At 73.1% G+C, this 25,325-nt stretch carries 22 protein-coding genes; 9 read left to right on the forward strand and 13 right to left on the reverse strand.

Going from position 1 to position 25,325, the window contains the following annotated elements:
- Window positions 1-18 precede the first annotated feature (18 nt).
- Window positions 19-438, forward strand: a complete 420-nt coding sequence (locus J5O08_RS06715; protein WP_218706102.1) for a hypothetical protein — start codon at window positions 19-21, stop codon at window positions 436-438.
- Between the two features lie 539 nt (window positions 439-977).
- On the opposite strand, the gene J5O08_RS06720 is transcribed toward J5O08_RS06715, so the two are convergent.
- The 3 genes from J5O08_RS06720 to J5O08_RS06730 all read right to left on the reverse strand — a co-directional run bounded on the left by J5O08_RS06720 (window position 978) and on the right by J5O08_RS06730 (window position 3,791).
- Window positions 978-2,459 carry a hypothetical protein gene (locus J5O08_RS06720; RefSeq protein WP_218706103.1) on the reverse strand — a complete coding sequence of 494 codons (1,482 nt, stop codon included), beginning with the start codon at window positions 2,457-2,459 and terminating at the stop codon, window positions 978-980.
- A gap of 2 nt (window positions 2,460-2,461) precedes the next feature.
- Complete coding sequence (locus J5O08_RS06725; RefSeq protein WP_218706104.1) at window positions 2,462-3,100, reverse strand: hypothetical protein; 639 nt, start codon at window positions 3,098-3,100, stop codon at window positions 2,462-2,464.
- A gap of 88 nt (window positions 3,101-3,188) precedes the next feature.
- Window positions 3,189-3,791: a hypothetical protein gene (locus J5O08_RS06730; RefSeq protein WP_218706105.1), complete on the reverse strand. Its 603-nt coding sequence runs from the start codon at window positions 3,789-3,791 to the stop codon at window positions 3,189-3,191.
- 734 nt (window positions 3,792-4,525) lie between these two features.
- Here J5O08_RS06730 and J5O08_RS06735 point away from each other — a divergent pair.
- Complete coding sequence (locus J5O08_RS06735; RefSeq protein WP_218706106.1) at window positions 4,526-5,746, forward strand: protein kinase; 1,221 nt, start codon at window positions 4,526-4,528, stop codon at window positions 5,744-5,746.
- Window positions 5,747-6,181: 435 nt separating this feature from the next.
- On the opposite strand, the gene J5O08_RS06740 is transcribed toward J5O08_RS06735, so the two are convergent.
- Both J5O08_RS06740 and J5O08_RS06745 read right to left on the reverse strand, forming a co-directional pair.
- The gene (locus tag J5O08_RS06740) at window positions 6,182-7,273 is read right to left on the reverse strand and encodes a hypothetical protein (protein ID WP_218706107.1); all 1,092 of its coding nucleotides are present in this window, start codon (window positions 7,271-7,273) and stop codon (window positions 6,182-6,184) included.
- Window positions 7,274-7,500: 227 nt separating this feature from the next.
- Entirely contained in the window at window positions 7,501-7,947 is a 447-nt protein-coding gene (locus tag J5O08_RS06745) for a MarR family winged helix-turn-helix transcriptional regulator (RefSeq protein ID WP_218706108.1), read from the reverse strand.
- Between the two features lie 87 nt (window positions 7,948-8,034).
- On the opposite strand from J5O08_RS06745, the gene J5O08_RS06750 reads away from it, so the two are divergent.
- Window positions 8,035-8,916, forward strand: a complete 882-nt coding sequence (locus J5O08_RS06750) for an alpha/beta hydrolase (protein ID WP_218706109.1) — start codon at window positions 8,035-8,037, stop codon at window positions 8,914-8,916.
- A 68-nt stretch (window positions 8,917-8,984) separates the two neighbouring features.
- Here J5O08_RS06750 and J5O08_RS06755 read toward each other — a convergent pair whose 3' ends face one another.
- Window positions 8,985-9,884 (reverse strand): alpha/beta fold hydrolase, encoded by a 900-nt coding sequence (locus J5O08_RS06755; RefSeq protein ID WP_218706110.1) that lies wholly within the window; start codon window positions 9,882-9,884, stop codon window positions 8,985-8,987.
- A gap of 156 nt (window positions 9,885-10,040) precedes the next feature.
- Window positions 10,041-10,655, reverse strand: a complete 615-nt coding sequence (locus J5O08_RS06760; protein WP_218706112.1) for a TetR/AcrR family transcriptional regulator — start codon at window positions 10,653-10,655, stop codon at window positions 10,041-10,043.
- Window positions 10,656-10,751: 96 nt separating this feature from the next.
- Between J5O08_RS06760 and J5O08_RS06765 the strand changes: the two genes are divergently transcribed.
- Window positions 10,752-11,774, forward strand: coding sequence for an NADP-dependent oxidoreductase (locus J5O08_RS06765; protein WP_218706114.1), 1,023 nt, complete (start codon window positions 10,752-10,754; stop codon window positions 11,772-11,774).
- A gap of 53 nt (window positions 11,775-11,827) precedes the next feature.
- Here the strand turns inward: J5O08_RS06765 and J5O08_RS06770 are convergent, their stop codons facing one another.
- Genes J5O08_RS06770 through J5O08_RS06795 form a run of 6 tightly spaced genes read right to left on the reverse strand, consistent with a single transcriptional unit; the run spans window position 11,828 to window position 18,957 of the window.
- Window positions 11,828-12,235 carry a RidA family protein gene (locus tag J5O08_RS06770; RefSeq protein ID WP_218706116.1) on the reverse strand — a complete coding sequence of 136 codons (408 nt, stop codon included), beginning with the start codon at window positions 12,233-12,235 and terminating at the stop codon, window positions 11,828-11,830.
- The gene (locus J5O08_RS06775) at window positions 12,232-13,563 is read right to left on the reverse strand and encodes a glycoside hydrolase family 125 protein (RefSeq protein ID WP_308281434.1); all 1,332 of its coding nucleotides are present in this window, start codon (window positions 13,561-13,563) and stop codon (window positions 12,232-12,234) included. The genes J5O08_RS06770 and J5O08_RS06775 overlap by 4 nt, the downstream gene beginning before the upstream one ends.
- Window positions 13,551-15,842: a glycoside hydrolase family 3 protein gene (locus J5O08_RS06780; protein ID WP_218706118.1), complete on the reverse strand. Its 2,292-nt coding sequence runs from the start codon at window positions 15,840-15,842 to the stop codon at window positions 13,551-13,553. Before J5O08_RS06780 ends, J5O08_RS06775 begins: the two co-directional genes overlap by 13 nt.
- A complete protein-coding gene (locus J5O08_RS06785; RefSeq protein WP_218706119.1) occupies window positions 15,839-16,693 on the reverse strand; it encodes a carbohydrate ABC transporter permease in 855 nt (284 codons plus the stop codon). The genes J5O08_RS06780 and J5O08_RS06785 overlap by 4 nt, the downstream gene beginning before the upstream one ends.
- Before the next feature lie 20 nt (window positions 16,694-16,713).
- Window positions 16,714-17,643, reverse strand: a complete 930-nt coding sequence (locus J5O08_RS06790; protein WP_218706121.1) for a carbohydrate ABC transporter permease — start codon at window positions 17,641-17,643, stop codon at window positions 16,714-16,716.
- A gap of 27 nt (window positions 17,644-17,670) precedes the next feature.
- Window positions 17,671-18,957: an ABC transporter substrate-binding protein gene (locus J5O08_RS06795; RefSeq protein ID WP_218706123.1), complete on the reverse strand. Its 1,287-nt coding sequence runs from the start codon at window positions 18,955-18,957 to the stop codon at window positions 17,671-17,673.
- A 167-nt stretch (window positions 18,958-19,124) separates the two neighbouring features.
- Here J5O08_RS06795 and J5O08_RS06800 point away from each other — a divergent pair, with 167 nt between their 5' ends.
- The 5 genes from J5O08_RS06800 to J5O08_RS06820 are packed head-to-tail and all read left to right on the forward strand — an operon-like array spanning window position 19,125 to window position 25,318.
- Window positions 19,125-20,135 carry a LacI family DNA-binding transcriptional regulator gene (locus tag J5O08_RS06800; RefSeq protein WP_308281435.1) on the forward strand — a complete coding sequence of 337 codons (1,011 nt, stop codon included), beginning with the start codon at window positions 19,125-19,127 and terminating at the stop codon, window positions 20,133-20,135.
- Complete coding sequence (locus tag J5O08_RS06805) at window positions 20,132-21,415, forward strand: glycosyl hydrolase (protein ID WP_308281436.1); 1,284 nt, start codon at window positions 20,132-20,134, stop codon at window positions 21,413-21,415. Before J5O08_RS06800 ends, J5O08_RS06805 begins: the two co-directional genes overlap by 4 nt.
- Before the next feature lie 3 nt (window positions 21,416-21,418).
- Window positions 21,419-22,672 (forward strand): alanine racemase, encoded by a 1,254-nt coding sequence (locus J5O08_RS06810; RefSeq protein WP_308281437.1) that lies wholly within the window; start codon window positions 21,419-21,421, stop codon window positions 22,670-22,672.
- A complete protein-coding gene (locus tag J5O08_RS06815; RefSeq protein WP_308281438.1) occupies window positions 22,669-24,315 on the forward strand; it encodes a D-aminoacylase in 1,647 nt (548 codons plus the stop codon). The genes J5O08_RS06810 and J5O08_RS06815 overlap by 4 nt, the downstream gene beginning before the upstream one ends.
- Window positions 24,316-24,325: 10 nt before the next feature.
- Window positions 24,326-25,318: an SDR family oxidoreductase gene (locus J5O08_RS06820; protein ID WP_218706127.1), complete on the forward strand. Its 993-nt coding sequence runs from the start codon at window positions 24,326-24,328 to the stop codon at window positions 25,316-25,318.
- Window positions 25,319-25,325 lie beyond the last annotated feature (7 nt).

A 25,325-nucleotide genomic window follows, 5' to 3' on the forward strand; every position in this document is an offset into this window, starting at 1 on the left:
CGCCGTACTGCCGGGGAGATGCGCCCGCCCGGCCCAGCGGCTAGCGGAGCACGCGCTGCTGAGCAGCAGCCGACGCTCGCGGAGGCGCTCCTGCTGCCGCTTGGGGATCTTGTGGTTGTCCAGGGCGAGGTGGACGTCGAAGGCGTCGCGCAGCTTCGTGACCATGCCGTAGGGCGCCTCGTCGAGGTGCAGCGCCAGACGCGCGGCGAGCGGGCCGTCGCCGCGCACACCGGTCGCGAGCAGCATGAGTACCATCTCGGCCACGGCACGCCGTGCGCGAAGTCGATGAGCTACGAGACCGCGATGGAGCACCTTGGCACCGTCCGCCGGATGCTGCCCTTGACCTGGCGTGGAACCGTGCGCCGAGCGGGTGTTCGCGTGCGCCACATGCTGGCCCGACCCGCGCCGACGCGCGTCCTACACCCAGGTGAAGCTTGACGCCGCGGGTGAACGGCACCCGGAACCGCTGCGGCGTCGCACCCCGCACCCGGCATGCTCAGGGGATGGCGGCGGTGCTCAAGCCGTCGATGCTTATGGGTTCACGGTCGGAGCAGTGGCTAGCGCGTGCCGCTTCCCAGGACGTCCTATCTCGGGAGTCGGCTCCCCGCTCAAGCCCTCCCGGCGCTCCGATGCGGAGTTGCCACGGACGCGCGAACGCGGACGCCCGGCCGTCGTGGTGGGGAGGTCGTGATCGGGGTAGTCGACCGCGTCGAGGAAGCTGTCGACCGCATGGGTCATGGACCGCGTCCTCGCCGGAGCCACTGCAGCTGGACGCCGTCGAGCAGGCCCAGTACGAACACGGCAAGGGTGCTGTTCGCCTCAAGGTGAGCGCAGGCCGCGAGGCGCCACGCCGGCTAGCACCAGGACGAGTACGCCGCCGTGATCACCAGCGTTACGTTTCGCGAAGACCGCACCGACGACGTCTGACCTCATCGCCGACCAGACCGGCCGGCGTCGGGGTAGTCCGTTCGTCACCATTACGCGTCGGCAGACTCCTCCCCGTCGGCGTCGTCCGCGAGCTCCGCGGTGTCAGGAGCTGCCGTCTCGTCACCATCCAACTCGGGGTTCAGCTCCCCAAGCAGGCCCACCAGCTCGAGCATCGAGCCGAGCGTTACCGCAGCGTCCGTCACGATCAGCCGGCTCGTGAAGTCAACCTTGACATCCCGCTCATCTCCCGCGGCACTGGCGTTTGCCAGTCGGACCGTAACGTCCTCGACGAAGTAGTCGTCGGCCGAGCCCTGAGGGATCACCTGGTCCAGGTAGTCGAGGATGCTGCGTCCTCTGCGCGAGTCCACCGTGATGACCTCGTCGATCCCGTAGACGCTGGCTCGGGCGAGCGTGTGATCGGCCAGTCGCGGCTTGATCGCGCTCCAGCGTGGCGCGCTGAACGAGCCGGATGACGACCGCTTCAAGCGCGTCCCCAGCAGCGCAAACCGCACCGCGGAGCTCCGTTCCAGACGCGCGAGCCGAGTATCCACCATCTCCCACCGCGGCCCCGGGACAGGTTCGCCCTCGAGCCCTTGGTCCTCGACTTCGACGTTCAGGCCCGCAGTCGCCCTCGTCGCGACGAAGACGTCCAGATTGGTCTCGATGAGGCGCGACAGATCCACGCCGCGCAGAGAGGAAGACTCGCTCTCGAGGAGCCGAAGATCGAGAAGAGAGCCGACGAGGCGCCACAACGGCGCTCCCACCGGTGCCACACTGTTAGCGAGCATCCAAGGCAGGAGCGTGCGGACCTCCTCGCCAGTCAGTCGTCCGCGCAGCAGATGGGCAATGTCCAGCGATTCGATGTGCTCCGTAGATCGGGCAAGGTCGATCAGCGCGGCTGCACGTTGGAACTCACCCTGCGCGGACTCCGTGAAGAAGGCGCCGATGTCGTCCAGAACCGACCGGTCGTCGTCGCCGTCGAGCTGACTGACGAACTGCTCGACCTGCTCTCCGTCGAACAACCCCTTGCCACCACGCACGAAGTTCTGCCGCACCAGCGAATGCAGCGGAGCCTGCTCGGAGGTCTGCACGTGGGCGGTTGCGGCGGCGAAGGCGCCGAGGTCGGTCACCAGGGTCGCATCCGCCTCGGCCACGACGCTCTTGATCCGCGACCTGCTGTACTCCTCGCCACCGAGCTGGAAGTCCTGAGCCTCGTCCAACGACATGAAGATCGGATCGTCGTGGCGATTCGTCTGCACGTCGCTGGCTGCGATGATCGCCGCGTACGAACCGCGGAGGTACAGACCTCGCGGGTAGCGAGAGGATCCCCACGTGATGACGAAGTCGGGGATTGCGGAGTGGTTGAAATAGGAAGTCCGCTCGACCGTCGCGTCCGGATTCGACTCGACCAGGCGATCCTGGACCAGATCCTTCAACCGCTCCGAGTAGGCAGACGAGTCGTCGTTCGATCCGTCCTCGGAATGGCGATCCCGAAGTTCCCGCGCGCTAGCGACTAGGTCAGAGTTGGCCATGCTCAGCTCCGCTCCAGCACGGTCCGAACCTTGTTCAGCTCGTCGATTGTCAAGCTCAGGGCCTCCTGCTTCATGTTCAGGACCAGGACCATGACGCGCGACGCCACGTCACGCAGTCTGGTCTCGTCGATCTTGCTACCCCCCAGGTACTCGGGCTTCTCCTCGAGCGCCGCACGCATGTAGTCGTGCGTCTCAAGATGCGCCCACTGCTTCTGGCTGAACGGGTGAGTAGTGACCCAGATGAACCGTGTGCCACGATCACGCGTGTAGTGGGTGATGTCCGCCAGGACCGACGAGTACGCGATCCTCAGGAACTCTCGGAACTCCCCGGCCTGCCCGCCGACGGTCTTGTATCTCTTGCATTCGACCACCACAGGCGCACGGTCACCCGAGGTGTAGCTCCCGGCTAAGTCGAATCGTTTGACGCCACCGACGTACGGCACCATGCACTGGGGTCCGAAGTCGTACACGTCGTAGTTCAGCCGGATGTGGGTCGTGGCCTCCAGCCAGCGCTTGACGATCGCCACTCCTTCGCGACCCAGTGCCTGGACCTCTTCGGCCATCGGCGGTGCCTCAGCGAAGACGACGTACTCGTCGTCCTCGGTCTCGTCGGCCTTCGTGCCGAGATCGCCCTCCTGCATGTCCGGAGACTAGCGCTTGCGGCATCCACCGCTGGGTAGAAACCGGCGTACAGGTGAACAGTCGTCTCGTCGCCGCGCGAGGCGGACCTCAGTCGTTGCCCCACAACGCCGCCGCTGCATGCCGTGCGTTCTGCTCCCGGACGCGCGCGACGTTGGCTCGTGCCGTCCGCACCCGCGCCGCAGCGGTGGTGTAGACGCGCAGTGCACGGGTGGCATCCCCCTGGCCGCCGTCGAAGTAGAGCTTTCCCCGGACGCTGCTCTCGCGGCGTTCGCCGACGTACCAGGAAAATGCGCCCCAGCGGTCGATGTCGTAGCCGGCGCCCTCCACCACTTCGCCGAGCGGTGCGACGAACTCGGTCCGAAAGTCGGCGACGAGGGCGGGGGCGTCGGTCCTAGCAGGGCTGCGCACCTCGGTGAAGTTCCGAGGGCGCCCCTCGCCGTAAGCGGCCGGAAGTGCCTCCTGGAGCGCGACCACGCACCGTTCGACCGCGGAACGGAAACGCGCGATGCCATCCGCTCCGAGTTCGGAGGAGTGGGTGTGCTGCAGCGTTACGAACTTCTTCGCCTGATCCAGAGCCCACACGCCGAAGGCGTCAGCTTCGAGTGCGACCCACTCCGCAAACGTTGCGTCGGCCTCGGCGACCGCGCGTCCTAACGCCGCCTCTGCCTCGGTTATGTCGATGGGGGTCATGGCGCGTCCTCTCGTGGCCGGTGCCGCGACGTTAGCGTCCCCCTCCGACACACCGGCTCTGCACCCAGCGGGCGCATTCCAGCGGCCCCCTCAGTCGTAGGTGGGCGGGATCGCCGTCACGCCAGGTGTTGCGGCAGCGCGTCGGTCAGCGTCACCTCGCCGAGCACCGGCACGAATCGAGCGGGGCACTCCACGCCGAACAGCACTGCCAGTCCCGCGATAACGACTTGCGTGTCTCCGCGCTCGAGGATCTGCGCTGTCAGGTCGGTGCCGGAGAGCGGGCCGAGCTCGGCACCGGTGCGAGCAGCTCGGCGAGAACCGGCGCGCGAGCCCGCCGACCTGGGTGCGGCGAGGCGGGGCGGCGCTCGAGGCGTGCTCTGGCTAGGACGACGGGCAGCCCGCGGGGACTGCGGCGTTCCGCGCGGCGTCGCCCGCCGTGCCGACCCGCCGGCTTCGATGAGCCCAGACCCGTCCATCACAGTTTCGACCCGCAGACCGATCCCGTTACCGCGGAGCTCCCGAAGAGCACTGCCCGGAACCGGCACTACCCAAGCATGATGCAGGACCCGCTCGCCGAAGCGTCTTCCAGGTTGTAGACCAGCTTGATACTGATCGTTGTAAGATCGCGCAGCGTGATGTTCCGATAGCAGAAAGCAAAATGCGAAAGGGTTCGACTCTTGTTGCCGGACGGGTACTTAATTGGTGACCTCATTCACAATTCGTCGAACTCGCGCGTGTACGAAGTCGACGCCCCAGATGGTGCGAAACTCGCTGCGAAGTTGCCACCCACCGGTAGCGTTTCGTCTGCCAAGAGGTTCCAGCGAGAGATCGAGGCGCTTCGTCGCGCCGCCGGGTCGAGCACGATGCCGGTCGTTCTAGCCGATCCGGAGTTCGGCTGGTACCTCATGCCGCGTGCGACCGCGACGCTCGCTGACGTCGACGTTCCCGCTCCGTTGGAGCTGGGTCTCGAAATTCTAGGCGTGATGGCCGCGGCACTTCGCGAGCCGCACGCCCGGGGTGAAGTGCATCGCGATCTCAAGCCCGCGAACATACTGAGGCTGGAAACGCCGGCGGGCAATGGATGGGTTGTCTCGGACTTTGGGATCGTTAGAAATGCTGCGGGTGCAACGACTGCGCAGATCACGCGCGCCGGCTCTCTGCTCGGCACTGAGTGGTGGGCAGCGCCCGAGCAACACCGTGACGCACATGATGTCACCCCCCGTGCCGACGTTTATTCGGCTGGTCTAATCGTCGCGTGGCTAGTGACGGGGGTCGATCCATGGGACTTCGCACCCTCTAGCCTCGCGGGACACGCCTTCGCAGGGCCGTTGGCCAGGGCGACTTCACCGAGGCCAAACTACCGGTTCTCTAATCTTGACGAGTTCGTGGACGCGTGCAAAGCAGCGGTCTCGGCGACGGCTGACGACCCGCGCAAGATGATCACCGATGGACGATTCGAAGACCTGGGCAACCATCTCGTCCGGCATCCCGAGGACGTCTTGGACGCGGCGCGAGAGATGGCGCCTGTGCTGTTCTCGGAGATCGACGCTTTATACGAGCGATCTCCTGATATCGCGGTTGACCTATTTACCCGGGTCTGCGAGACCATCGGCGAGGATATCGGCGATCTGTCTTTTCAGTTGCATGTGGATCCGGTACTGATTCGCGGCGTGAGACTGTGTCGCCTGCATTACTCGATTGACCGTACTGAGGGAACCGAATTGGCAGAGTCGGTACTGGGTGCCATATCCGGAATTGGGCAGTTCGCTCCTGCCGACCAAGCCCTGGACTGGCTGGATTCCCTGCCCGCGCGCAGGCAGGAGGAGATGCGTTTTGTACTCCACCGCGTCAACGCGTGGGATTTCTTCTCCGGGATGGCGCAGGGTAGGTTCGCTAGCCGCCGCAAATCCCAGCTGGTCACAGAACTCGCGAGAGGTGGGCGTTCGACAACCTGAGCACCACTCGATCCGTGAGGCCCGTCCTCACGCGACTTGATGCTTGGCCCAGCGTCGCCTCAGGCGCTTGGGCGAGGGTGCGGGTCTAGTTCCGGCAGGGCTTGGGGGCCGGGTCGAGTTGATGGGGCGCCTTTTCGTAGGCTCCAGGACCGGGACGCTGGCTGCGGCGAGCATCTCGCCCCTAATGTTCTGAGGCTGCGTCATGCGTGCCGCGGCTGGCGTCGCGCGGTCTCGTCCTGAGGCGACGTATGCGCGTTTCACAACGTGCGCGCGGAACGAGCACCGCAACGACGTTCGGAACGAGGGAAGACCCGCAGGTCAGCGGGGCGACCGCCGCAACTTCCAGCCGGGACCTACATCGGTCGCGGTCCGAGGGGACTCGCCGCCGGACCCGGCACCGGGTGGACCCGGTGCCGGGTCGGCGACGCCTCGGCATCAACGGTGCCGACGAATCCCGGAGACCGACTTCAGCGCGGCACCCGCCACGGCGGCCAGGCCCGCGACCGCGGCGGACGCTGCGGCACCCGCGCCGGTGACGGCGAGCGCCGGGGCCGTCGTCCGCGCGGCGGTCGGGGTCGCCGTGGGCGCGGCGGAGGGGGTGCTGCCGGCCGCCGACGCCGTCGGCACCTCGGGCCCGGTCGACTGGCCGGGCTCGCCGGGCTCGGTCGGGTCACCGGGCTCGGTCGGGCCGGAGGGGTCGGTCGGCTCGCTCGGCTCGCTGGGCTCGCTCGGGTCGGTGGGCTCGCTCGGGTCGGTGGGCTCGGTCGGGTCGGTGGGCTCGGTCGGGTCGCTCGGGTCGGTGGGCTCGGTCGGGTCGCTCGGCTCGGTCGGCTCGCTCGGGTCTCCCGGCACGCAGTACTCCCAGCCCCGCTCGTCGACGCCGCCGCGGCCGGAGTTGTCCTCGCCGAAGTGGTAGTCGAACCCGTTCGACTCGGTCCAGGCGATGCACATCCCCGGTTCCAGGCCGAACGCCGACCACGGCACGAAGGTCGCCCCGACGAGGTCGCGGTGGACGTCGACGTTCAGGTTGCTCGCCCCCGGGACGTTGATGTTGACGTATCCGTTGGCGGGGATCGGGTCGCGGAAGTGCAGGCCGTCGCGCTCCCACCAGAACGGTCGGTCGTGCCCGTCGTCCTGGTAGCCGTCAGTGACCGCCGCGCCCAGGGGGCTCGGCAGGTCCGCGGGGTCGCAGGTGGCGCACTCGGTGGCGGCGGGGCCCGACTCGGTGCTCTCGATGGTGGCCGGGTCGTCGGGCAGCACCGCCGGGTCGGTGGCCTCGCCCTCGAGGTCGGCGGCGACGTCGATCGTGGCGACCTCGTTCTCGACCTCCTCGCTCTCGACCTCCTCGCTCTCGACCGGATCGGTCTCGACGGGCTCGATCCCCGCGGACGCGGCGTCGACCGGGGCCGTCGTCCCGATGCCGACCACGGGCGGCTCGGCCGGTGGGGTCTCCTCGACGGGGAGTCCCGCGGTGGGAGTGGAGAGCAGCAGTGCCACGGCGGCGGCGGGCACGGCGAGGGTGGACATGGTTCCTCCTCACAGGTAGGCGGTCGCGATCCGCTGCTGCGGTCGCGGTGACGCCTCCATGCGACGTCCGCCGCGGGGCCGCACAGGGGTGCGGCGGTGCGGTGGAGCACCCTGTGCCGAGGGGAGGAGCACCCTCGGCGGGTGGTGTGAGCAGGAGTCCGGGCGCGCGTGAGCAGCGCGCGTCGCCGAGGGCGACGGTGCCGCCGGCGGAGGTGGGCGCCGCGGCGTCAGCCGGCGAGGTCGGGACGTGCGCCCGGAAGCCGCCGGAGCGCCGCCTCCACGACCTCGGCGGTGCCCGGCTCGAGCTGCGCCACCCACCGGTCGCGGAGCACGTCGAACCGGGCGGCCCCGATCGCCGTCATCTCGTCGCCGCGGGCGGTGACGCGCAGCCGCTTGAGCCGCGCGTCGGCAGGGTCGTCGACGCGCTCGACGTAGCCGAGCTGCTCGAGCGTCGCGACCGTCTTCGCGGCCGCCTGCCTCGTCGTCCCGAGCCGACGGCCGAGCGCGGCGGCGCTGTCGGCGCCGTCGGCGACCGCGGCGAGCGCGAACTCGAGCGTGGCGGTCACGCCGGGGTGCCCGCGCTCCGCCAGGTGGTCCACGACGTCGTCGACCATCGACTCGAACCCGCCGAGCAGCAGGAGGGCGAGCTGGACTCCGCGGGTGGGTTCGGGCACGCCCCGAGCCTAGGCGGGGCGCGCCTCATTGACAACGTGGTTGTCCATCACGAAGATGACAACCACGTTGTCAACCGAGGAGGCGCCATGTCCGCCACGTCCGCACCCGCCGATCTCCCAGCGGCTCGCCACCACCGCGCCGAGCTCGACGGGACCACGCTGCACTACGTCACTGCCGGCACGGACGGCCCGCCCGTGCTGCTGGTGCACGGGTTCCCCGAGTCCTGGTGGGCCTTCCACCGCGTCATCCCGCTGCTGGCCGCGGAGCACCGCGTGATCGCGGTGGACCTGCGCGGCTTCGGCGACTCGGCGGTCGCCGACGACGCGTTCACCAGCGACGTCGCCGCAGAGGACCTGCACGCGCTCGTCCAGCACCTCGGCCTCGGACCCGTGCACCTGCTCGGGCAGGACGTCGCGGGCGGCACGGTCCTGCGGCTGGCGACCCGGCACCCCGAGGACGTGGCGTCGCTGGTCGCCGTCGAGATGGGCCTCGCCGGGTACGGCCTCGAGGCGTTCGCCGACGTCACCCACGGCGGGTCCTGGCACATCGGCGCGCTCGTGGCGCCGGGGGTGCCGGAGCTGCTCCTCGCCGGGAGGGAGCGCGCCCTGCTGGAGTGGTGGTTCGGCGCGATGACGGCGGTCGCGGGCGCGGTCACCGACTTCGACCTCGCGGAGCTCGCCCGCGGCTTCGCCCGGCCCGGGGGCTGGCGCGGCGCGGCGGGGCTCTACCGGTCGGTGCTCGCCGAGGGGGACGCGAACCGGGCGCTCGCGGCCGCGCACCCCATCACCGTCCCGGTGCTGGCGGTCGGCGGCTCCGGCGGCGGCTTCACCGCCGCGACCTTGCAGCAGGTCGTGCGGGGCGACGTGCGGTCGGTGGTCCTGGGCGACGTGGGGCACCACGTCGCGCTCGAGGCTCCGCGGGCGCTCGCGGACGCGGTGCTGGCGTTCCTCCGGGCGGTCGACGCCTGAGCGGCGAGCGCCGGGCGAGCTCACCGCGGCGGGCGACGCCCGGTGCACCCCGGCCGCGTCCCGTGGGGTCAGTCGAGGTCTGCACCTGCTCGGCGGCCGCCCGCCCCGCGTCGCTGCAGGAACGGCACGAGCGCCTCGACCAGGTCCTCGGGTGCCTCCTCCGCCACGTGGTGGCCGGAGTCGATCCCCCGGCCCTCGACCTCCGTCGCCCACGAGCGCCAGATGGTCAGCGGGTCGCCGTAGAGCTGGGCGAGGTCGTCCCGCAGCGACCAGAGCACGAGGAGGGGTGCGCTGACACGGTGCCCGCGCGCCCGGTCGGCCTCCTCGTGCTCGCGGTCGATCGTCATGCCGGCCCGGTAGTCCTCGAGCATCGCGCGCACGACGTCGGGATCGCGCACCGCCGACCGCCACTCCGCGTAGTTCTCCGGTCCCATGACGGCCGGGTCGCCGGTGTACCAGCTGTCCGGGTCCGCGGTGATGACCCGCTCGGGGATCTCCGGCTGGGCGAAGAAGAACCAGTGCCACCACGCGGTGGCGAAGCGGGCGTCGGCCCGGTCCAGGTGCTCGCTGATCGGGAGGCAGTCCATCAGCACGACGCGGTCCACGCGGGTCTCGTGGTCCAGCGCGAGCCGCAGGCCGACGTAGCTGCCGCGGTCGTGGCCCACCACCGAGAACCGGTCGTGGCCGAGGCCGGTCATGAGCTGCGCCATGTCGCCCGCCACCGCGCGCTTCGAGTGCGCGCTGTGGTCGGCAGCGGGGGCGGGGCCGCGGGACCGTCCGTAGCCGCGCAGGTCCGGGACCACCACCGAGAACCCCGCGCGGACGAGCGCCGGCGCGACGGCGTGCCACGTGGACCCGGTGCGCGGGTGCCCGTGGAGCAGCAGGACGGGCCGGCCCGCCCCGCCGTGCCGCACGTGGATGACGGCACCGTCCACCGGGACGTCCGCGACCGTGAAGCCCTCGAACACGGGACGAGCATCCAGCACGCCCGGGACGGCGCGCCACCGGGCGCCGCGGGTCCCGGCCGACGTCCTGGGCGTCGGTGGTCCCGAGCATGACGAGGACGACGTCGGGCTCGGACCGCAGCGACTCCTGGCGGCGGCGCGCGCGAGACGCCGCGCGGCTCAGGCCGTTCCGCCGCCCCTGTCCGCGAACGCGACGGCGCTCGCCAGCACCGCGCGCGCGGTGTCCAGGGTCCGCGCCGCCTCCTGCGCGTTGACCCGGACGAGCGCGAACGCGGAGATCACCAGGCCGACGCAGACGCCGGACAGCGTGCGTCGTGCGTCGGCCGGCAGGTGGGGGAGCCGAGCCCGGACGCCCGCGGCCATCGCTGTGCGGAGCTCGGTGGCGTACGCCTCGACGACCGCGGCGACGCCGTCCTCGTGCCCGATCGGCGCGTTGGCCGAGTTGACCAGCAGGCAGCCGCTGGTCGCCGGGAGCGTGCCACCGCGCAGCAGGGCGTCGCGGAGCCCGAGCAGGTAGTCGTCCAGCGCGTCGGGGGCGACGTCGTCCCCGACGAGCGGGCGCAGGCGTGGCCGGATGACCTCGTCCAGGTAGCTGTCGACGGCGGCGTCGAACAGTCCGCGCTTGGACGTGAAGGCGTGGTAGATGCTCGACCGGCTGAGGCCGGTCGCCCGCTCCAGGTCGGGCAGCGCCGTGGCCTCGTACCCGCGCTCCCAGAACACCGCCCTCGCGGCGCGGACCGCCTCCGCGGTGTCGAACGCCTGGTTGCGCCCCATGGGATCCCTCCGGTGTGCGGACCGAGGCCTCCAGCATATAGTGGACCGGTCAGTCCAAAAACCAGAGGTCCCGGCGTCGTCGGGACGAGGAGATGCATGTCCCGCACCACCAGCACCCAGATCCAGCTCGTCGCGCGTCCGCAGGGGTGGCCGACCCACGACGACTTCCGCACCGTGACGGTCGAGTACGGCGACCTCGAGCCCGGGCAGGTGCGCGTCCGCAACGCCTTCCTCTCGGTCGACCCGTACATGCGGGGCCGGATGAACGACGTCAAGAGCTACACCCCCCCGTTCGCGCTGGGCGAGACGATGACCGGCGGCGCCATCGGCCACGTGGTCGAGTCCGCCGCCGACGACGTGCCGGTCGGGTCGCTGGTGCAGCACGAGCTCGGCTGGCGCGACGTCGCCCAGGCGGACCGCGCGGCCTTCCGGCTCGTCCCGGAGCTGCCCGGTGTGCCGCTCTCGGTGCGCCTGGGCATCCTCGGCATGACCGGCCTCACCGGGTACGTGGGTCTGACGGCGATCGCCGGGATGCGCGAGGGGGACACCGTGTTCGTCTCCGGGGCGGCCGGCGCCGTCGGCACCGCCGCCGGGCAGATCGCGCGGCTCCTCGGGGCGAAGCGCGTCATCGGGTCCGCCGGCTCGGCCGAGAAGGTCGCGCTGCTGACCGGCAAGTACGGCTACGACGCGGCGTTCAACTACAAGGACGCCCCGGTGCGGGAGCAGCTCGCCGCGCTCGCCCCCGAGGGCGTGGACGTGTTCTTCGACAACGTCGGCGGCGACCACCTGGAGGCGGCCCTCGACGTGATGAACCCCGGCGGGCGGGTGGCCCTGTGCGGCGCGATCGCCGGGTACAACGCCACCGAGAAGCCGGCCGGGCCGGACAACATGGCGAACGTCATCACGCGCGGGCTCACCCTGAAGGGCTTCACGCTCGCCGGGTACGTGCACCTCGCCCCGGAGTTCTCCGAGAAGATGGCCGGCTGGCTCGGCGCCGGGCAGATCGCCTACGACGAGACGATCGTCGACGGGATCGAGAACGCCGTCGACGCGTTCCTCGACATGATGCGCGGGGCGAACACCGGGAAGATGCTCGTCCGCGTCGCCGAGGAGGGCTGAGGCCGGTCCCGGCCGGGGGTCGCCCCCCCCGGCCGGGTGCCCGCGGCGGGCGATCAGCCCGCGACGACCGCGAACGCGTCGATCTCCACCAGCATCTCCTCGCGGGGCAGCCCGACCATCACGGTCGTCCGCGCCGGCAGCACGCCGCGCGTGCTGTACCGGGTGACGAACTCGCCGTAGGCGTCGTTCATCGCGGCGAAGTCGTCGCGGGTCGTGAGGTAGACGCGCAGCATGACGACGTCGTCGAACGTCGCGCCGCACGCCTCGACGATCGCCCGCACGTTCTCCAGCGTCCGCGTGGTCTGCGCGGCGACGTCGCCCGGGAACAGGTACTCGCCGGTGGCGGGGTCGACCGGGCCCTGGCCGGAGACCTGGACGAACGGGCCGGTGCGGACGCCCTGGTGGAACGTGTGCGCGGGGGCGGGGGCGTCCGTGGTGGACACCGCGGTCTTGCCGGTCATGCGGGATCTCCTGTCGTGCGGGGGTCGTGCGGTGCGTCACCCGCCGCGGCGTCGTCCACCACGGCGAGAGCGAGCTCGCAGAACATCGAGTCGGCCCACGAGAACCACGGGCGCGAGAACTGCGTCGGGTCGGACGGGTCGAGGCTCTCGTGCACCCGCCCGGTGCCCCCGTCGGTGTCGGCGATCAGGCGGAGGAGGCGCTCGCGGTCACCGGGGGTGCCGGTCAAGCCTTCCACGGCGAGCGCGATCGGCCACACGCGGCCGGGCTTCGTGTGCGGGCTGCCGACGCCCCGCGCCACCGTGCCCTCGAACCAGTACGGGTTGGCCGGGCTGAGGACGAACCGCCGGGTCCGCTCGTAGACGCCGTGGTCGAGCACGTCGGGCGCGATGAGCGGCAGGGACAGCAGGGACGGCGTGTTGGCGTCGTCCATGCACAGCACGCCGCCGAGCCCGTCGACCTCGTAGGCGTAGACCGGGCCGCCGGGGTCGGGGACGACTCCGTGCTCCGCGACGCCGGCCACGAGCTCGCGGGACAGCCCCCGCGCCTCGGCCGCGAGGACCGGGTCGCGGTAGACGTCCGCCGCGATCTCCGCGACCGCCAGCAGCGCCTGCGCGGCGAACAGGTTCGCGGGCACGTTGTAGCCGTAGGTGCAGGCGTCGTCGGAGGGCCGGAAGCCGCTCCACGTCATGCCGGTGTACCCGACGGGGGTGCCGCGCCCGTCCCGTGCCAGCGTCTCGGTCGGGATCGTCGTCGACCGGGAGAACCGGTAGGGCGAGTCGTCGTGCCGCTGCTCGGCGCGGAGCTGGCGGACCACGGTCCGCAGCACGCGCAGCGCGCGGTCGTCGAACACGTCCGTCCGTCCTGTCGACCGCCACAGCCGGTGCGCCAGGGTCACGGGGTAGGCCAGGGAGTCGACCTCGTACTTCTGCTCCCACACGTGCGGGTCGTCGCAGACGTCCTCGGGGTCGTAGTGCGCGCCGGTCGGGCCGTCGTTGAACGCGTTGGCGTAGGGGTCGTGGTCCAGGCAGGCGAGCTGCCGGCGGACGACGGCGGCGACCAGGTCGGCGAGCGGCGGGCACCCCGCGAGGAACCGCAGGTACGGGGTGAGCTGGGTGGTGGAGTCGCGCAGCCACATCGCGGGGATGTCGCCGGTGATGACGAAGGCGCTGCCGTCCGCCCCGACCGTGATCGTGCCGGTCAGGGTCCGGCGCAGCGCGTCGCCGACCATGGCGCCCACGCGGTCGCCCGCGACCGCGCGCACCCGCTCCGCCGCGTCGGCCAGCACGGCCTCGATCGCCGGGTCCAGCCCGGTGGTCACCGCTCCCACGGCGTCGTCCCCTCGTCGTCGGTGACCCGCACGACGGCGGCGCCCTCGGGCTCGTCGGCGTCCGGGGTGCACCAGACGGCCACGGCCACCGGCAGGGCGACGGGCTCGCCGGTCGCCCAGGAGCCGAGGGCGTCCAGGCCGAGCGGGTAGGTCAGGACCACCGTCTCACCCGGGGCGAGGCGCGCGCGCCGGACGCCCAGCAGGCCGCGCCGCCGAGGCCGGACCCCGCGCTCGCGGCGCCGGCCGTACAGCGGGACCGGGACGTCGAGCGCGGTCGGGCCGTCGTTGCGGACGTCGACCGTGACCTCGACCGCGGCGCCGGCGGCCAGCGCCGAGGCCGCGACCGACGCACCGGCATCCGGACGCAGCGTCGCCGTCAGGCCAGGGGCGTGCGCCGTGCCCAGCGGCAGCGCACGCAGCGCCCGGCTGTCGGCGTACCCGCGGGCGGTCTCGGCCCGCTCGTCGTGCGCGACCGGGAACACGCCGTCGGCCGCCGGGAAGGTCGCGGGCAGCCGCCCGGGGGCGGTGCCGGCGAGGAGCGCCTCGGACACCGCGTCGCCGCCGGCCGGCCCGGGGAACGGCACGACGAGCAGCGCGTCCACCAGCGGGTCGAGCGCGGACAGCACTCGAGGGCGCCCGTCCACGACGACACCGACCACGGGCCGCCCCGCCGCCCGGGCCGCGCGCGCGACCGCGAGCTGCGCCTCCGGCAGCGCGACCGACGACAGGTCGACGCCCTCGCCGTTCGTGGTGTCGGGCGCCGGGCCGTCGACGGCCCCGTTCGCGGCGAACTCGTCCTCGTAGCTCCGCCGGCTGCTGCCGCCGAGCACCACGACGGCGAGGTCGGCGGCGGCGCACACCCGCGACACGGCGTCGAGGGCGTCCGGGTCGTCGAGCGGCCCCCGCAGGCGGCTGCCCGGCGCGTACCGCACCCGTGCGGCGCCGAGCCGGTCCGCCAGCGCCGACAGCACGGTGGACGCGTCGGGGTCGTCCGGCGGGCGCGGCGGGGTGTAGTCGCCGAGCTGGGCGTCGAGGTCGTCCGCGTTGGGGCCGACGACCGCGACCGTGGCGCCGGCGGGCAGCGGGAGCACGCCGGCGTCGCGCACGAGCACGACGGACTGCCGGGCGGCGCGGGCGGTGAGGGCGGCGACGTCCCGCGCCGCCGCTGCTGCCGACGCGTCCCCCGGCGCCGGCGCCGCGTTCCCGAGCAGCCCCAGCCGCCGCTTCAGGTCCAGCACCCGGTCCACCGCCCGGTCCAGCACGTCCTCGCCGACCAGCCCGCGGTCCAGCGCCTCCTCGACGTGGGTGAACGCCTCGTCCCACAGGCTCAGGTCGACCCCGGCCCCCAGCGCGAGCGCCGCCGCGGCCGCCGGGTCGGGCGCGCTGTCCCGTAGCCGGTCGATCGCGGTGCCGTCGGCCATGACCAGCCCGTCCCAGCCCCAGCGGTCGCGGATCGTCCCGGTCAGCAGGTCGCGGTTGGCGCTGCACGGGACGCCGTCGATGTCGTTGTACGCGGCCATGAACCCCGCGACGCCGGCGCCGGCCGCGGCGTGCGCCGGGCGCAGGTGGATCTCGCCGAGCTCGCGCGGGCCGATCGGCGCGCCGGAGCCGTTCCGGCCGCCGATGCCGGCGCCCTGGCCGGCCAGGTGCTTGGCGACGACGGCCACGTGCGCGCCGCCGATCGGTGCGCCCGGGGACGCGGAGCCCTGCATCCCGCGCACGGTCGCCGCCACCAGCAGCGCGGCCAGCGCCGGGTCCTCGGAGAAGCACTCCTCGGCGCGGCCCCACCGCGGGTCGCGCAGCACGTCCAGCCCGGACACCAGCGCGACGTGCGTGCCGCGCGCCCGGGCCTCGGCGGCCACGAGCGCGCCGAGCTCCTCGGTCAGCGCCTCGTCCATCCCGGCCCCCAGCGCGAGGTTGACCGGCAGCGTCGTGCCGCCGAGCGCCATCAGGCCGTGCGGCGCCTCCTCGACGAACAGCACGGGCAGGCCGTCGCCGTACCGGGTCACGTGCTCCTGGACGGCGGCGTACGCCTCGGCGCTGCGCTCGGGCGGGATCCCGTCCGACCACCGCACCGCCGACCACGGGTCGGCCCGGAGCACGCCGTACAGCGCGCCGAGCCCGCCCCACCGGTCGACCTCGCGGCGCAGGACGTCGGTGACCCGCGGGGCGCCGTCGACCCAGCGCACGGCCTCCCAGCCCTTGAGCCGCTGGTTGACCTGGCCGATCCGGGTGCGCAGCGGCAGCGCCGCCGCGGCGACGGGGGCGGTCGCCGTCATCCCTTCACCGCCCCCGAGAGCAGCGCGCGCTGCATCTGCTTCTGCAGCAGCGAGTACACGAGGTACACGGGCAGCAGCGTGAACAGCGTGCCGGCCATCAGCACGCCGTAGTCGGTGCCGGCGTCGACCTTGAGCGTCGGCAGGGCCACCTGGATGGTGCGCTGGGCGGTGTCCGGCCCGATGAGGATCAGCGGGTACAGGTACGCGTTCCAGAACGACAGGAAGTTGAGCAGCAGCACGGTCGCGATGCCCGGCACGCAGATCGGCAGGTAGACCTGGCGGAGCACCTGGAGCGAGGACGCGCCGTCCATGGAGGCGGCCTCCTCGAGCTCCCGCGGGATGGTCCGCATGAACGACGTCAGGATGACGACCGACAGCGGCAGTGCCGTGGCGGGCAGCAGGAAGACGACGAACGTCCGGGTGTGGAACAGCCCGAGCGCCGCCGCCAGCAGGAAGGTCGGGAACAGCGCGGCGAACGACGGGATGAGGAAGCCGAGCGCGAACACGCCCTCGACCACCCGGCCGGCGCGGCCGCGGGACCGGGCCAGCGCGAACGACGCCGGCAGCGCGAGCAGCAGCGTGAGGGCGAGGGCGGCGACCGTCGTGATCGCCGAGTTGGCGACGGCGAGGCCGAGGTCGGCCTGCCGGATCGCGGTCGTGAAGTTCAACAGGTCCCACGAGGTGGGGAGCGCGAGCGGCTGCTCGAAGATCTGCTCGTTCGTCTTGAACGCGGAGACGACGAAGTAGAACAGCGGGACGAGCAGCAGGGCGGCGTAGAGCCACGCGAGCGTGCCGCTCGTGATCGAGCCGATGCGCTCACGCAGGGGGAGGGCGGCGGTGCGCCGGGCCATGGCGGTCTCCTTCGGCGGGGTCAGTGGGTGGCGCGCAGCACGCGGCGGATGGCGCCCATGCCCACGAGGCCGAGGACGAAGAGGATCACGCCGACCGCCTGGCTGTAGCCGAGGTCCGCCTCCACGAAGGCCTTCTGGTAGATGAGGTACGCGAGCGTCGTCGTCGACGTCCCGGGGCCGCCCTGGGTCAGCAGCAGCACGTTCTGCGCGGAGTTGAACAGCATCGACAGGAACTGCAGCATCGTGACGACGCCGATGAACTCCCGGGCGATGGGCCAGTACATCTGCCACGCGATCCGCCAGTCGCCGGCGCCGTCGATGCGCGCGGCCTGGACGACCTCGCCGTCGACGCCGTCGAGGCGGGCCGCGATGAGCACGGCGGAGTAGCCGATGCCGCTCCACAGCTCGACGGCGATGATCGCGCCCAGCGCGGTGGCGGGGTCGGCGAGCCAGGCGGTGCCCTCCAGGCCGAGCGGCCGGAGCACGCCGTTGACCAGGCCGTCGGGGTTGAGCATCGCGTAGAACACCATGGCGGTGGCCGGCGCGGAGATCAGCGCGGGGATGAACAGCAGGTACCGGAGCACCTGGTGGCCGCGGGGCTTCTGCACGACGTAGAACGCCAGCAGGAACGCCAGCACGATCATGATCGGCAGCCCGACGACGATCTGGACGGCGGAGTTCTGCACCGCGGCCCAGAAGGTCGCGTCGGCGAGCACAGCGCGGAAGTTGTCCAGCCCGGTCCAGGACGGCGTGACGAGCATGCCCGGCCAGGACAGGAAGGCGATGACCAGCATCGCCACCACCGGGCCGATCATGAACACCGCGTACCAGACCAGGGCGGGCAGGGCGAGGCCCGGGAACCGGTCGCGGAGCGTGCGGCCGCCGCGGCGGCGGGCGGGTGCGGGGGAGCCGGGCGGCGCGGTGCGGACGGCGTCGACGACTGCGGTCATGGGGGGATCCCTTCCGGGCGCCGGCGGTCAGGCCGCCGAGGCGTAGGACTTCTCGAAGGCGTCGACGATCTGGTCGGCGCCCGCGGACCCGTAGGCCATCGCGGTCACGCGGATCATCGGCTCGAACACGGAGTCGGGGATGAGCAGGTCGGGGAGCATGACGGGCGTGACGTCCTCGTCGGTGAGGCGCGACGCCTGCGCGACCAGGGGGAAATCCCGGCTGACGGTGTCGGTGACCCGGTTCATGTCCCGGCCGGAGCCGAGGATGAACGCGTCGGTGACGGCGTCGGAGTAGAGCTCCTTGACGAACGGCTCGATGAGGTCGAGCTTCTCCCGGCCGTTCTCGCTGATCCAGATGCCGTGCCCGTTGAACGAGCGGATCACGCTGGGCCGCTCGATCACGCCGCCGCCCGACGGCACGGGCCAGCCGCCGACGGTGACCTCGGCCGCCCGCTCGGCGGGCACCAGCGCCAGGGCCGACGACATCGCGGGGACGACGGCGGCCTTGCGGGTGTTGAACTGCGTGAGCTCCGAGTCCGAGGTGAAGCCCTGGACGTCGTCGACGAACACGCCCGCGTCCCGCAGCTCCACGAAGTGCCGGACCCCGGCGATCGCGCCCGGGCTCTCGGACAGCCTCCCGGTCGAGAAGACGGTGCGCGCCTCCTGCTGCGTCACGAAACCCTGGAGGATCTGCAGGAACAGCTTCTGGCCGCTCCAGTCCGAGCCGCCGACCGTCACCGGCCCGATGCCCTTCGACCGCAGGGCGTCCGCGGCCGCGATCAGCTCGTCGGAGGTGGTCGGGATGCCGACGCCGGCCTCCTCGAGCAGCGCGGTGTTGAACGACACCGGCCAGTTGGTCCGGGTGAACGGGAACGCCCGGAGGTGCCCGTCCTCGTCGGTCCACTCCTGCACGGCCTCGGGGATGATCTTGTCCCGCAGGCCCCAGGCGTCGAGCAGGTCCTCCACCGGGATCGTGGCGCCGGCGCCGGTCCAGCCGAGGGTGCGGCCCATCATGTTGACGACCGCGACGTCGGCCTCCTTGCCGGCGAGCGTGCTGGTCTCGAACACGATGGGCAGGTCCGAGCCGTTCTTGAGCTGCGCCACGGTCCGACCCGTGCGCCGCTGGTAGTCGGCGACGACCTGGGCGAACACCTGCGCGCCGGCGACGGCGCCGCTGAGCTGGGTGTGCACCGAGATCGACCGGGGGCCGCTCGAGGCGGGGGTCAGCGCGCCGCACGCGGACAGCAGCGGGGCGAGGACGCCGCCGCCGATCGCGGCCTTCAAGACGGTGCGCCTGCTGACGCCTTCGGTCACTGGTCCTCCTGAGGCTGCGGTGCGTCGGGAGGCGGAGCGAGAATGCCTCCGCCGCGTCGTGTATAGCGGTATACATCTGCGATTGGCGAGGAACGTATACCGCTTTACAGGCGACGGTCAACCCCCGTAACCTCGGCTGCACCATGACTGCAACGCAACCGAAACGCGTGACGATCGCCGACGTGGCCCGCCGCGCCGGGGTGTCCACCTCGGCGGTGTCCCACGCCTTCAACGGACGCCCCAACGTCTCCGAGGCGACCGCCGCGCGCATCCGGGCGGCGGCGGACGAGCTGAGCTGGCGCCCCAACTACGCGAGCCGGAAGGTCTCCGGCCAGGGCGGCCGCAGCCTCGGGCTGGTCATCGCCCGCGCCAGCGGCACCTTCGGCCGGGATCCGTTCTTCATGCGCCTGCTCGCCGGGCTGACCGAGCCGCTCGCCGACATCGGCTGGTCGCTGTCGCTGACCCTCGTCCGGGCGGACGAGGAGGAGCAGGTCTACCGGCAGTGGTGGTCCGAGCAGCGGGTCGACGCGTTCCTGCTCGTCGACGTGCGCGAGGACGACCCCCGCCTGGGGCTGGTCGAGCAGCTCGGCGCCCCCGCGGTCCTGCTCGGCGCCCCCGTCGACGACCGGGTGCCGGCGGTGACGGTCGGTGACGAGTCCGCCTTCGCCACCGTCGTCGGGCACCTCGCCGACCTCGGCCACCGCGCCGTCGCCCGCGTCACCGACGCCCCGGGGCTGGCGCACACCCGCGCCCGCGACGAGCGGTTCGCGCGCGCCGCCGCCGAGCGCGGGGTCGCGGCGTCGTCGCTGGCCTGGCACCCCGACGCCGCCGACCCCGTCGCCGACCTGCTCGGCCGGCTGGGCGGCGCCACCGCGATCGTCGTCGACTCCGAGTCGGTCGCCGCGGAGATCGTCGCGCACGCCCCCGAGGTGGGCGTCGCCGTCCCCGCGCAGCTGTCCGTCGTCGCCTGGGAGGACTCCTGGGTGTCGACGCTGGTCCGGCCGCGGCTCACCGCGTTCGACGCCCCGGTGGAGGAGAGCGCGCGCACCGCCGTCGCGCTGCTCGCGCGCCTCGTGCGCGGCGAGCCCGCCGGCTCCGAGACCGTCAGCGGTCGCCGCCTGGTCGTCCGTGACTCGACGGCCGCCGCGCCCCCGCAGCACCGAGAGGAAGCCCCGTGACCCCGACCGACCCGCGTGTGCCCCGCTTCGGCGTCAACTACACCCCGTCGCAGGACTGGATGTTCCAGTGGCACGCCGTCGACGCCGACGTGGTGCGGCGCGACCTCGAGGCGATCGCCGGCCTCGGCGTCGACCACGTCCGCGTGTTCCCGCTCTGGCCCGTGCTGCAGCCCAACCGCACGCTCATCCGGCAGCGCGCGCTGGACGACGTCGCGCTGGTCGCCGACCTGGCCGCCGAGGCCGGGCTCGACATCGCCGTGGACGTGATCCAGGGGCACATGTCGGGCTTCGACTTCGTCCCGGCGTGGCTGGTCAACTGGCACACCGGCAACATGTTCACCGACCCGGGTGCGGTCGAGGCGCAGGCCGCCCTGGTCGCCGCGGTCTACGACGCGGTGCGCGACCGGCCCAACCTGCTGGGGCTGACGCTCGGCAACGAGGTCAACCAGTTCCAGCCGCCCAACCCCGCGGCCATGCCGGCGTCGACCGACCAGGTGGCGCACTGGCTGACCTCGCTGCTCGGGGCCCCGCGGGACCGCGACCCCCGGCACGTGATCACGCACAGCGAGAACGACCACCTCTGGTATCGGGACGAGCACCCGTTCGTGCCGGTGCACGCCTCCCGGCTCGGCGACATGACCACCGTGCACTCGTGGATCTTCAACGGCACCGCGACCCGCTACGGGGCGCTGTCGCCGCAGTCGGTGCGGCACGCCGAGTGGATGGTCGAGCTGTCGAAGGCGTTCGCGACCGACCCGGCGCGCCAGGTCTGGCTGCAGGAGGTCGGCGCCCCGTCGATGAACCTGGCCGAGGCCGAGATGCCGGAGTTCGCCTCCCGGACGATCGCGGCGGCCCTGACCGCGCCCGACCTGTACGCGGTGACCTGGTGGTGCTCGCACGACGTCTCGCGGGACCTCGCCGACTACAAGGACCTCGAGTACTCGCTCGGCCTGCTCGACACGGAGAACCGCGTGAAGCCGCTCGGTCGGCGGTTCGCCGAGGTGGTCGCCGAGGCCCGCCGGGGGGCGCTGCCGCTCGCCGAGCCCCGGACGGTGGGCGTGGTCGTCGACGTCGACGAGGACGACCGGCCGGTGTCGCGCGTCGCGCTCGCGCCGGGCGGGGCCGTGTTCGGGCGCTGGCACGAGCTGCGCGAGCGGGGTGCGGCCGTCACCGTCGTGACCAGCGCGACCGCCGCCGACCCGGCCGCGCTCGCCGCGCGCGGGGTGACCGAGCTGGTGCGGGTCGAGCACGCGCCCGCCGAGCCGGCCCGGGCGCGCTGAGCCGTGGAGGCGCACAAGGCGGTCCCGCTCGGCGCCACGGCCGAGGACGTCGCGGCCTGGCCGGAGAGCCGGCCGCCGCTGACCGTGCTGCCGACGCCGCTGGTCACGCTGAGCGACGCCGCGGTGGCGCACAACGTCGCCACGATGGCGGCCTGGTGCGCCGCGGCGGGCGTCGACCTCGCGCCGCACGGCAAGACCACGATGAGCCGGGCGCTCTGGGAGCGGCAGCTCGCCGCGGGGGCCTGGGGCATCACCGTGGCGACGCCGTGGCAGGCGTCGGTCGCGCTCGGCTGGGGCGTGCCGCGGGTGCAGCTCGCGAACGCCCTGGTGCAGCCGGCGGCGCTGCGGGCGCTCGCGGCCGACGCGGGGCGGCTGACCGTGTGGACGGACTCGCTCCGCGGGGTCGCGATCATGCACGAGGCGCTGACGGCGGCCGGGGTCGGGGCACCGCTCGGGGTGCTCGTCGAGCTCGGGGCGGCCGGCGGCCGGACCGGCGCGCGGACCCCCGCCGAGGCGCTGGCGGTGGCCGAGGCGGTGGCCGCGTCGCCGGTGCTGCGCCTCGCCGGGATCGCGGGCTACGAGGGCGCGCTCGCGCACGACGCGTCGGACGTGTCCCTCGCGACCGTGCGCCGCTACCTGGCCGACCTCGGCGCGCTGCACGACGCGGTCGGCGCCGCGGGGCTGTACCCGGACGACGGCGGCGAGCTGCTGGTCACCGCGGGGGGCAGCGCGTACTTCGACCTGGTCGCGGAGGTGCTCGCACCCCGGCACGACCCGGCGGGCGACCGCGGTCTGCCCACCCGGGTGCTGCTGCGGTCCGGCGCGTACGTGGTGCACGACGACGGCTTCTACCGGGGAATCAGCCCGCTGTCCCGCGGCGCCGGGCCGACGGCGCTGCGGACCGCGCTGCACGGCTGGGCGACCGTCGTGTCGCACCCCGAGCCCGGGCTGGTGCTGCTCGACGCCGGCAAGCGGGACCTCGCGTTCGACGAGGGGCTGCCCGAGCCGCAGCTGCTCCGCCGGCTCGGCGCCGCCGTGGCCGAGCCGCTGTCCGGCGCGCGGGTGACCGCGATGAACGACCAGCACACGTTCCTCGCCGTCGACCCCGCTGCGGGCGTCGAGGTCGGGGACGTGGTCCGGCTCGGGCTGTCCCACCCGTGCACGACGTTCGACAAGTGGCGCGGGATCGTGACGGTCGACGACGACCGGGCCGCCGAGCCGCGGGTGACCGGGCTGGTCGAGACGGCGTTCGGGTGAGCCTCGCCGACCCCGGTGCTCGGCCGCCGCACGACCTGCTGCTCCGCGGCGGGCTGGTCGTCGACGGCAGCGGCGCCGATCCCGTGACCGCCGACGTGCTGGTGCGGGGCGGCCGGGTCGCCGCGGTCGGGCGGGTGGCGACCGCGGACGCCGCGGGGGCCCGGGTCGTCGACGCCGACGGGCTCGCGGTCGCCCCGGGCTTCGTCGACATGCACGCGCACTCCGATCTGGCGGTCCTGGTCGACGGCGACCACCTCGCGAAGACCACCCAGGGCGTCACGACCGAGGTGCTGGGCCAGGACGGCCTGTCGTACGCGCCGGTCACTGACGCGACGATGGCGACCGTCCGCGAGCAGATCGCCGGCTGGAACGGGGTCCCGGACGCCGGCTACGGCTGGCGCTCGGTCGCGGAGTACCTGGCCGAGGTGGACCGGCGGGGGAGCGCCACGAACGTGGCCTACCTGCTGCCGCAGGGCACCATCCGGATGGACGTCGTCGGCACGGAGGACCGCCGGGCGACCGCGGCGGAGGTGGCCGCGATGCGCGCGCTCGTGGACCGGGGGATGCGCGAGGGCGCGTTCGGGATGTCGTCGGGGCTGACCTACGTGCCGGGGATGTTCGCCGACGCCGACGAGCTGGTCACGCTCTGCGGGGTCGTCGCCGCGCACGGCGGGTACTACGCGCCGCACCAGCGCTCCTACGGCGCCGGGGCGCTCGCCGCGTACGCCGAGGTGGTCGAGGTCGCGCGCCGCGCGGGCTGCGCGCTGCACCTCACGCACGCCACGATGAACTTCCCGGAGAACCGGGGCCGGGCCGGCGAGCTGCTCGCGCTCGTCGACCGCGCGCTCGCCGACGGCGTCGACGTCACGCTCGACTCCTACCCCTACCTGCCGGGCGCCACCACGCTGTCCGCGCTCCTGCCCAGCCGGGTGGCCACCGGCGGGCCGGAGGCAACGGTCGAGCGGCTGCGGGACCCCGCGACCCGGGCGTGGGTCGCCCACGAGGTCGAGGTCGTCGGCAGCGACGGCTGCCACGGCGTGCCCGTCGACTGGTCGACGATCGAGGTGGCGGGCGTGCGGGACCCGGCGCTCACGGACCGCGTCGGCCGGACCGTCGCCGGGATCGCGCGCGACGAGGCGCGGCCCGCGGCCGAGGTGTTCCTCGACCTGCTCGTGGCCGACCGGCTCGGGACGGGCATCCTGCAGCACGTCGGCGACGAGGCGAACGTCCGCGCGGTCATGCGGCACCCCCGGCACACCGGTGGCAGCGACGGCATCCTCGTCGGCGCCAAGCCGCACCCCCGCGGCGCGGGGACGTTCGCCCGCTACCTCGGGTACTACGTCCGCGAGGAGGGCGTGCTGACGCTCGCCGAGGCGGTGCGTCACCTGTCCGGGACGCCGGCGGAGCGGCTCGGGCTGCGGGACCGCGGGCGCGTCGCCCCCGGGTACTTGGCGGACCTGGTGGCGTTCGACCCGGCGACCGTCGCCGACCGTGCGACGTTCGCGGAGCCGCGGCTGACCGCGGCCGGGATCCCCTGGGTGCTGCTCGGAGGCGAGCCGGTGGTCGCGGACGGCGAGCGCACGGACGCGCGGCCGGGGCGCGCCCTGCGGCACGGACCGGCGGCGCCGCGGTCGCTCGGCTAGCGTGCCGGGCATGGCAGCAACGCGGCTCCTCGTCATCGGCGGCACCGGCGTCATCAGCTCGGCCGTCACCCGGCTCGCCGTCGAGCGAGGGCTCGACGTCACGGTCCTCAACCGCGGGTCGAGCGCGACCCGCCCGCTCCCGGACGGCGCCGAGGTCGTCCAGGCCGACGTGCGCGACCCGGCGTCCGTGCGCGCCGCGCTCGGGTCCCGCGAGTTCGACTCCGTCGTCGACTGGGTGGCCTTCACCCCGGAGCACGTGCAGACCGACGTCGACCTGTTCGCCGGGCGGACCGGCCAGTACGTGTTCATCTCGTCCGCGTCGGCCTACCAGACGCCCCCGGAGCGGCTGCCGGTCACCGAGTCGACGCCGCTGCGCAACCCGTTCTGGCAGTACTCCCGGGACAAGATCGCGTGCGAGGACCTGCTGGTGCGGGAGTACCGCGACTCGGGCTTCCCGGCGACGGTGGTCCGGCCCTCGCACACGTACGACCGGACGCTCGTGCCGCTCGACGGCGGCTGGACCGCGATGGAGCGGATGCGCCAGGGCCGGGAGGTCGTCGTGCACGGCGACGGCACCTCTCTGTGGACGCTGACGCACCACGCGGACTTCGCGCGCGGCATGGTGCCGCTGCTCGGGAACCCGCGGACGCTCGGCGAGGCGTTCCACATCACCTCGGACGACGCGCTCACCTGGGACCAGATCGTGCGGGCGCTCGCGGCCGCCGCGGGCGTCGAGCCGCGGATCGTGCACGTGCCGTCCGTCGCGATCGCCGCGGCCGACCCGGAGTGGGGCGCGGGGCTGCTGGGGGACAAGGCGCACTCGATGGTGTTCGACACGACGAAGCTGCGCCGGCTGGTGCCGGAGTTCGCGACGACGATCCGGTTCGAGCAGGGCGCGCGGGAGATCGTCGACTGGCACGACGCCGACCCGGCACGCCGCGCGGTCGACGCACGCCTGGACGCGGTGATGGACGACCTGGTGGCCCGCTTCCGCGTGGGGTGAGGGGACG

Origin of the sequence: Cellulomonas sp. PS-H5 (genome assembly GCF_019265565.1) — a bacterium.
Lineage (GTDB): Bacteria > Actinomycetota > Actinomycetes > Actinomycetales > Cellulomonadaceae > Cellulomonas.

What these genes read in the sequence shown, in the direction of transcription:
- J5O08_RS06715 (WP_218706102.1), top strand. Translation starts at nt 19, where the DNA reads ATGCGCCCGCCCGGCCCAGCGGCTAGCGGAGCACGCGCTGCTGAGCAG.
- J5O08_RS06720 (WP_218706103.1), bottom strand. Translation starts at nt 2,459, where the DNA reads ATGGCCAACTCTGACCTAGTCGCTAGCGCGCGGGAACTTCGGGATCGC.
- J5O08_RS06725 (WP_218706104.1), bottom strand. Translation starts at nt 3,100, where the DNA reads ATGCAGGAGGGCGATCTCGGCACGAAGGCCGACGAGACCGAGGACGAC.
- J5O08_RS06730 (WP_218706105.1), bottom strand. Translation starts at nt 3,791, where the DNA reads ATGACCCCCATCGACATAACCGAGGCAGAGGCGGCGTTAGGACGCGCG.
- J5O08_RS06740 (WP_218706107.1), bottom strand. Translation starts at nt 7,273, where the DNA reads ATGTCCACCCTCGCCGTGCCCGCCGCCGCCGTGGCACTGCTGCTCTCC.
- J5O08_RS06750 (WP_218706109.1), top strand. Translation starts at nt 8,035, where the DNA reads ATGTCCGCCACGTCCGCACCCGCCGATCTCCCAGCGGCTCGCCACCAC.
- J5O08_RS06760 (WP_218706112.1), bottom strand. Translation starts at nt 10,655, where the DNA reads ATGGGGCGCAACCAGGCGTTCGACACCGCGGAGGCGGTCCGCGCCGCG.
- J5O08_RS06765 (WP_218706114.1), top strand. Translation starts at nt 10,752, where the DNA reads ATGTCCCGCACCACCAGCACCCAGATCCAGCTCGTCGCGCGTCCGCAG.
- J5O08_RS06770 (WP_218706116.1), bottom strand. Translation starts at nt 12,235, where the DNA reads ATGACCGGCAAGACCGCGGTGTCCACCACGGACGCCCCCGCCCCCGCG.
- J5O08_RS06780 (WP_218706118.1), bottom strand. Translation starts at nt 15,842, where the DNA reads ATGACGGCGACCGCCCCCGTCGCCGCGGCGGCGCTGCCGCTGCGCACC.
- J5O08_RS06785 (WP_218706119.1), bottom strand. Translation starts at nt 16,693, where the DNA reads ATGGCCCGGCGCACCGCCGCCCTCCCCCTGCGTGAGCGCATCGGCTCG.
- J5O08_RS06790 (WP_218706121.1), bottom strand. Translation starts at nt 17,643, where the DNA reads ATGACCGCAGTCGTCGACGCCGTCCGCACCGCGCCGCCCGGCTCCCCC.
- J5O08_RS06820 (WP_218706127.1), top strand. Translation starts at nt 24,326, where the DNA reads ATGGCAGCAACGCGGCTCCTCGTCATCGGCGGCACCGGCGTCATCAGC.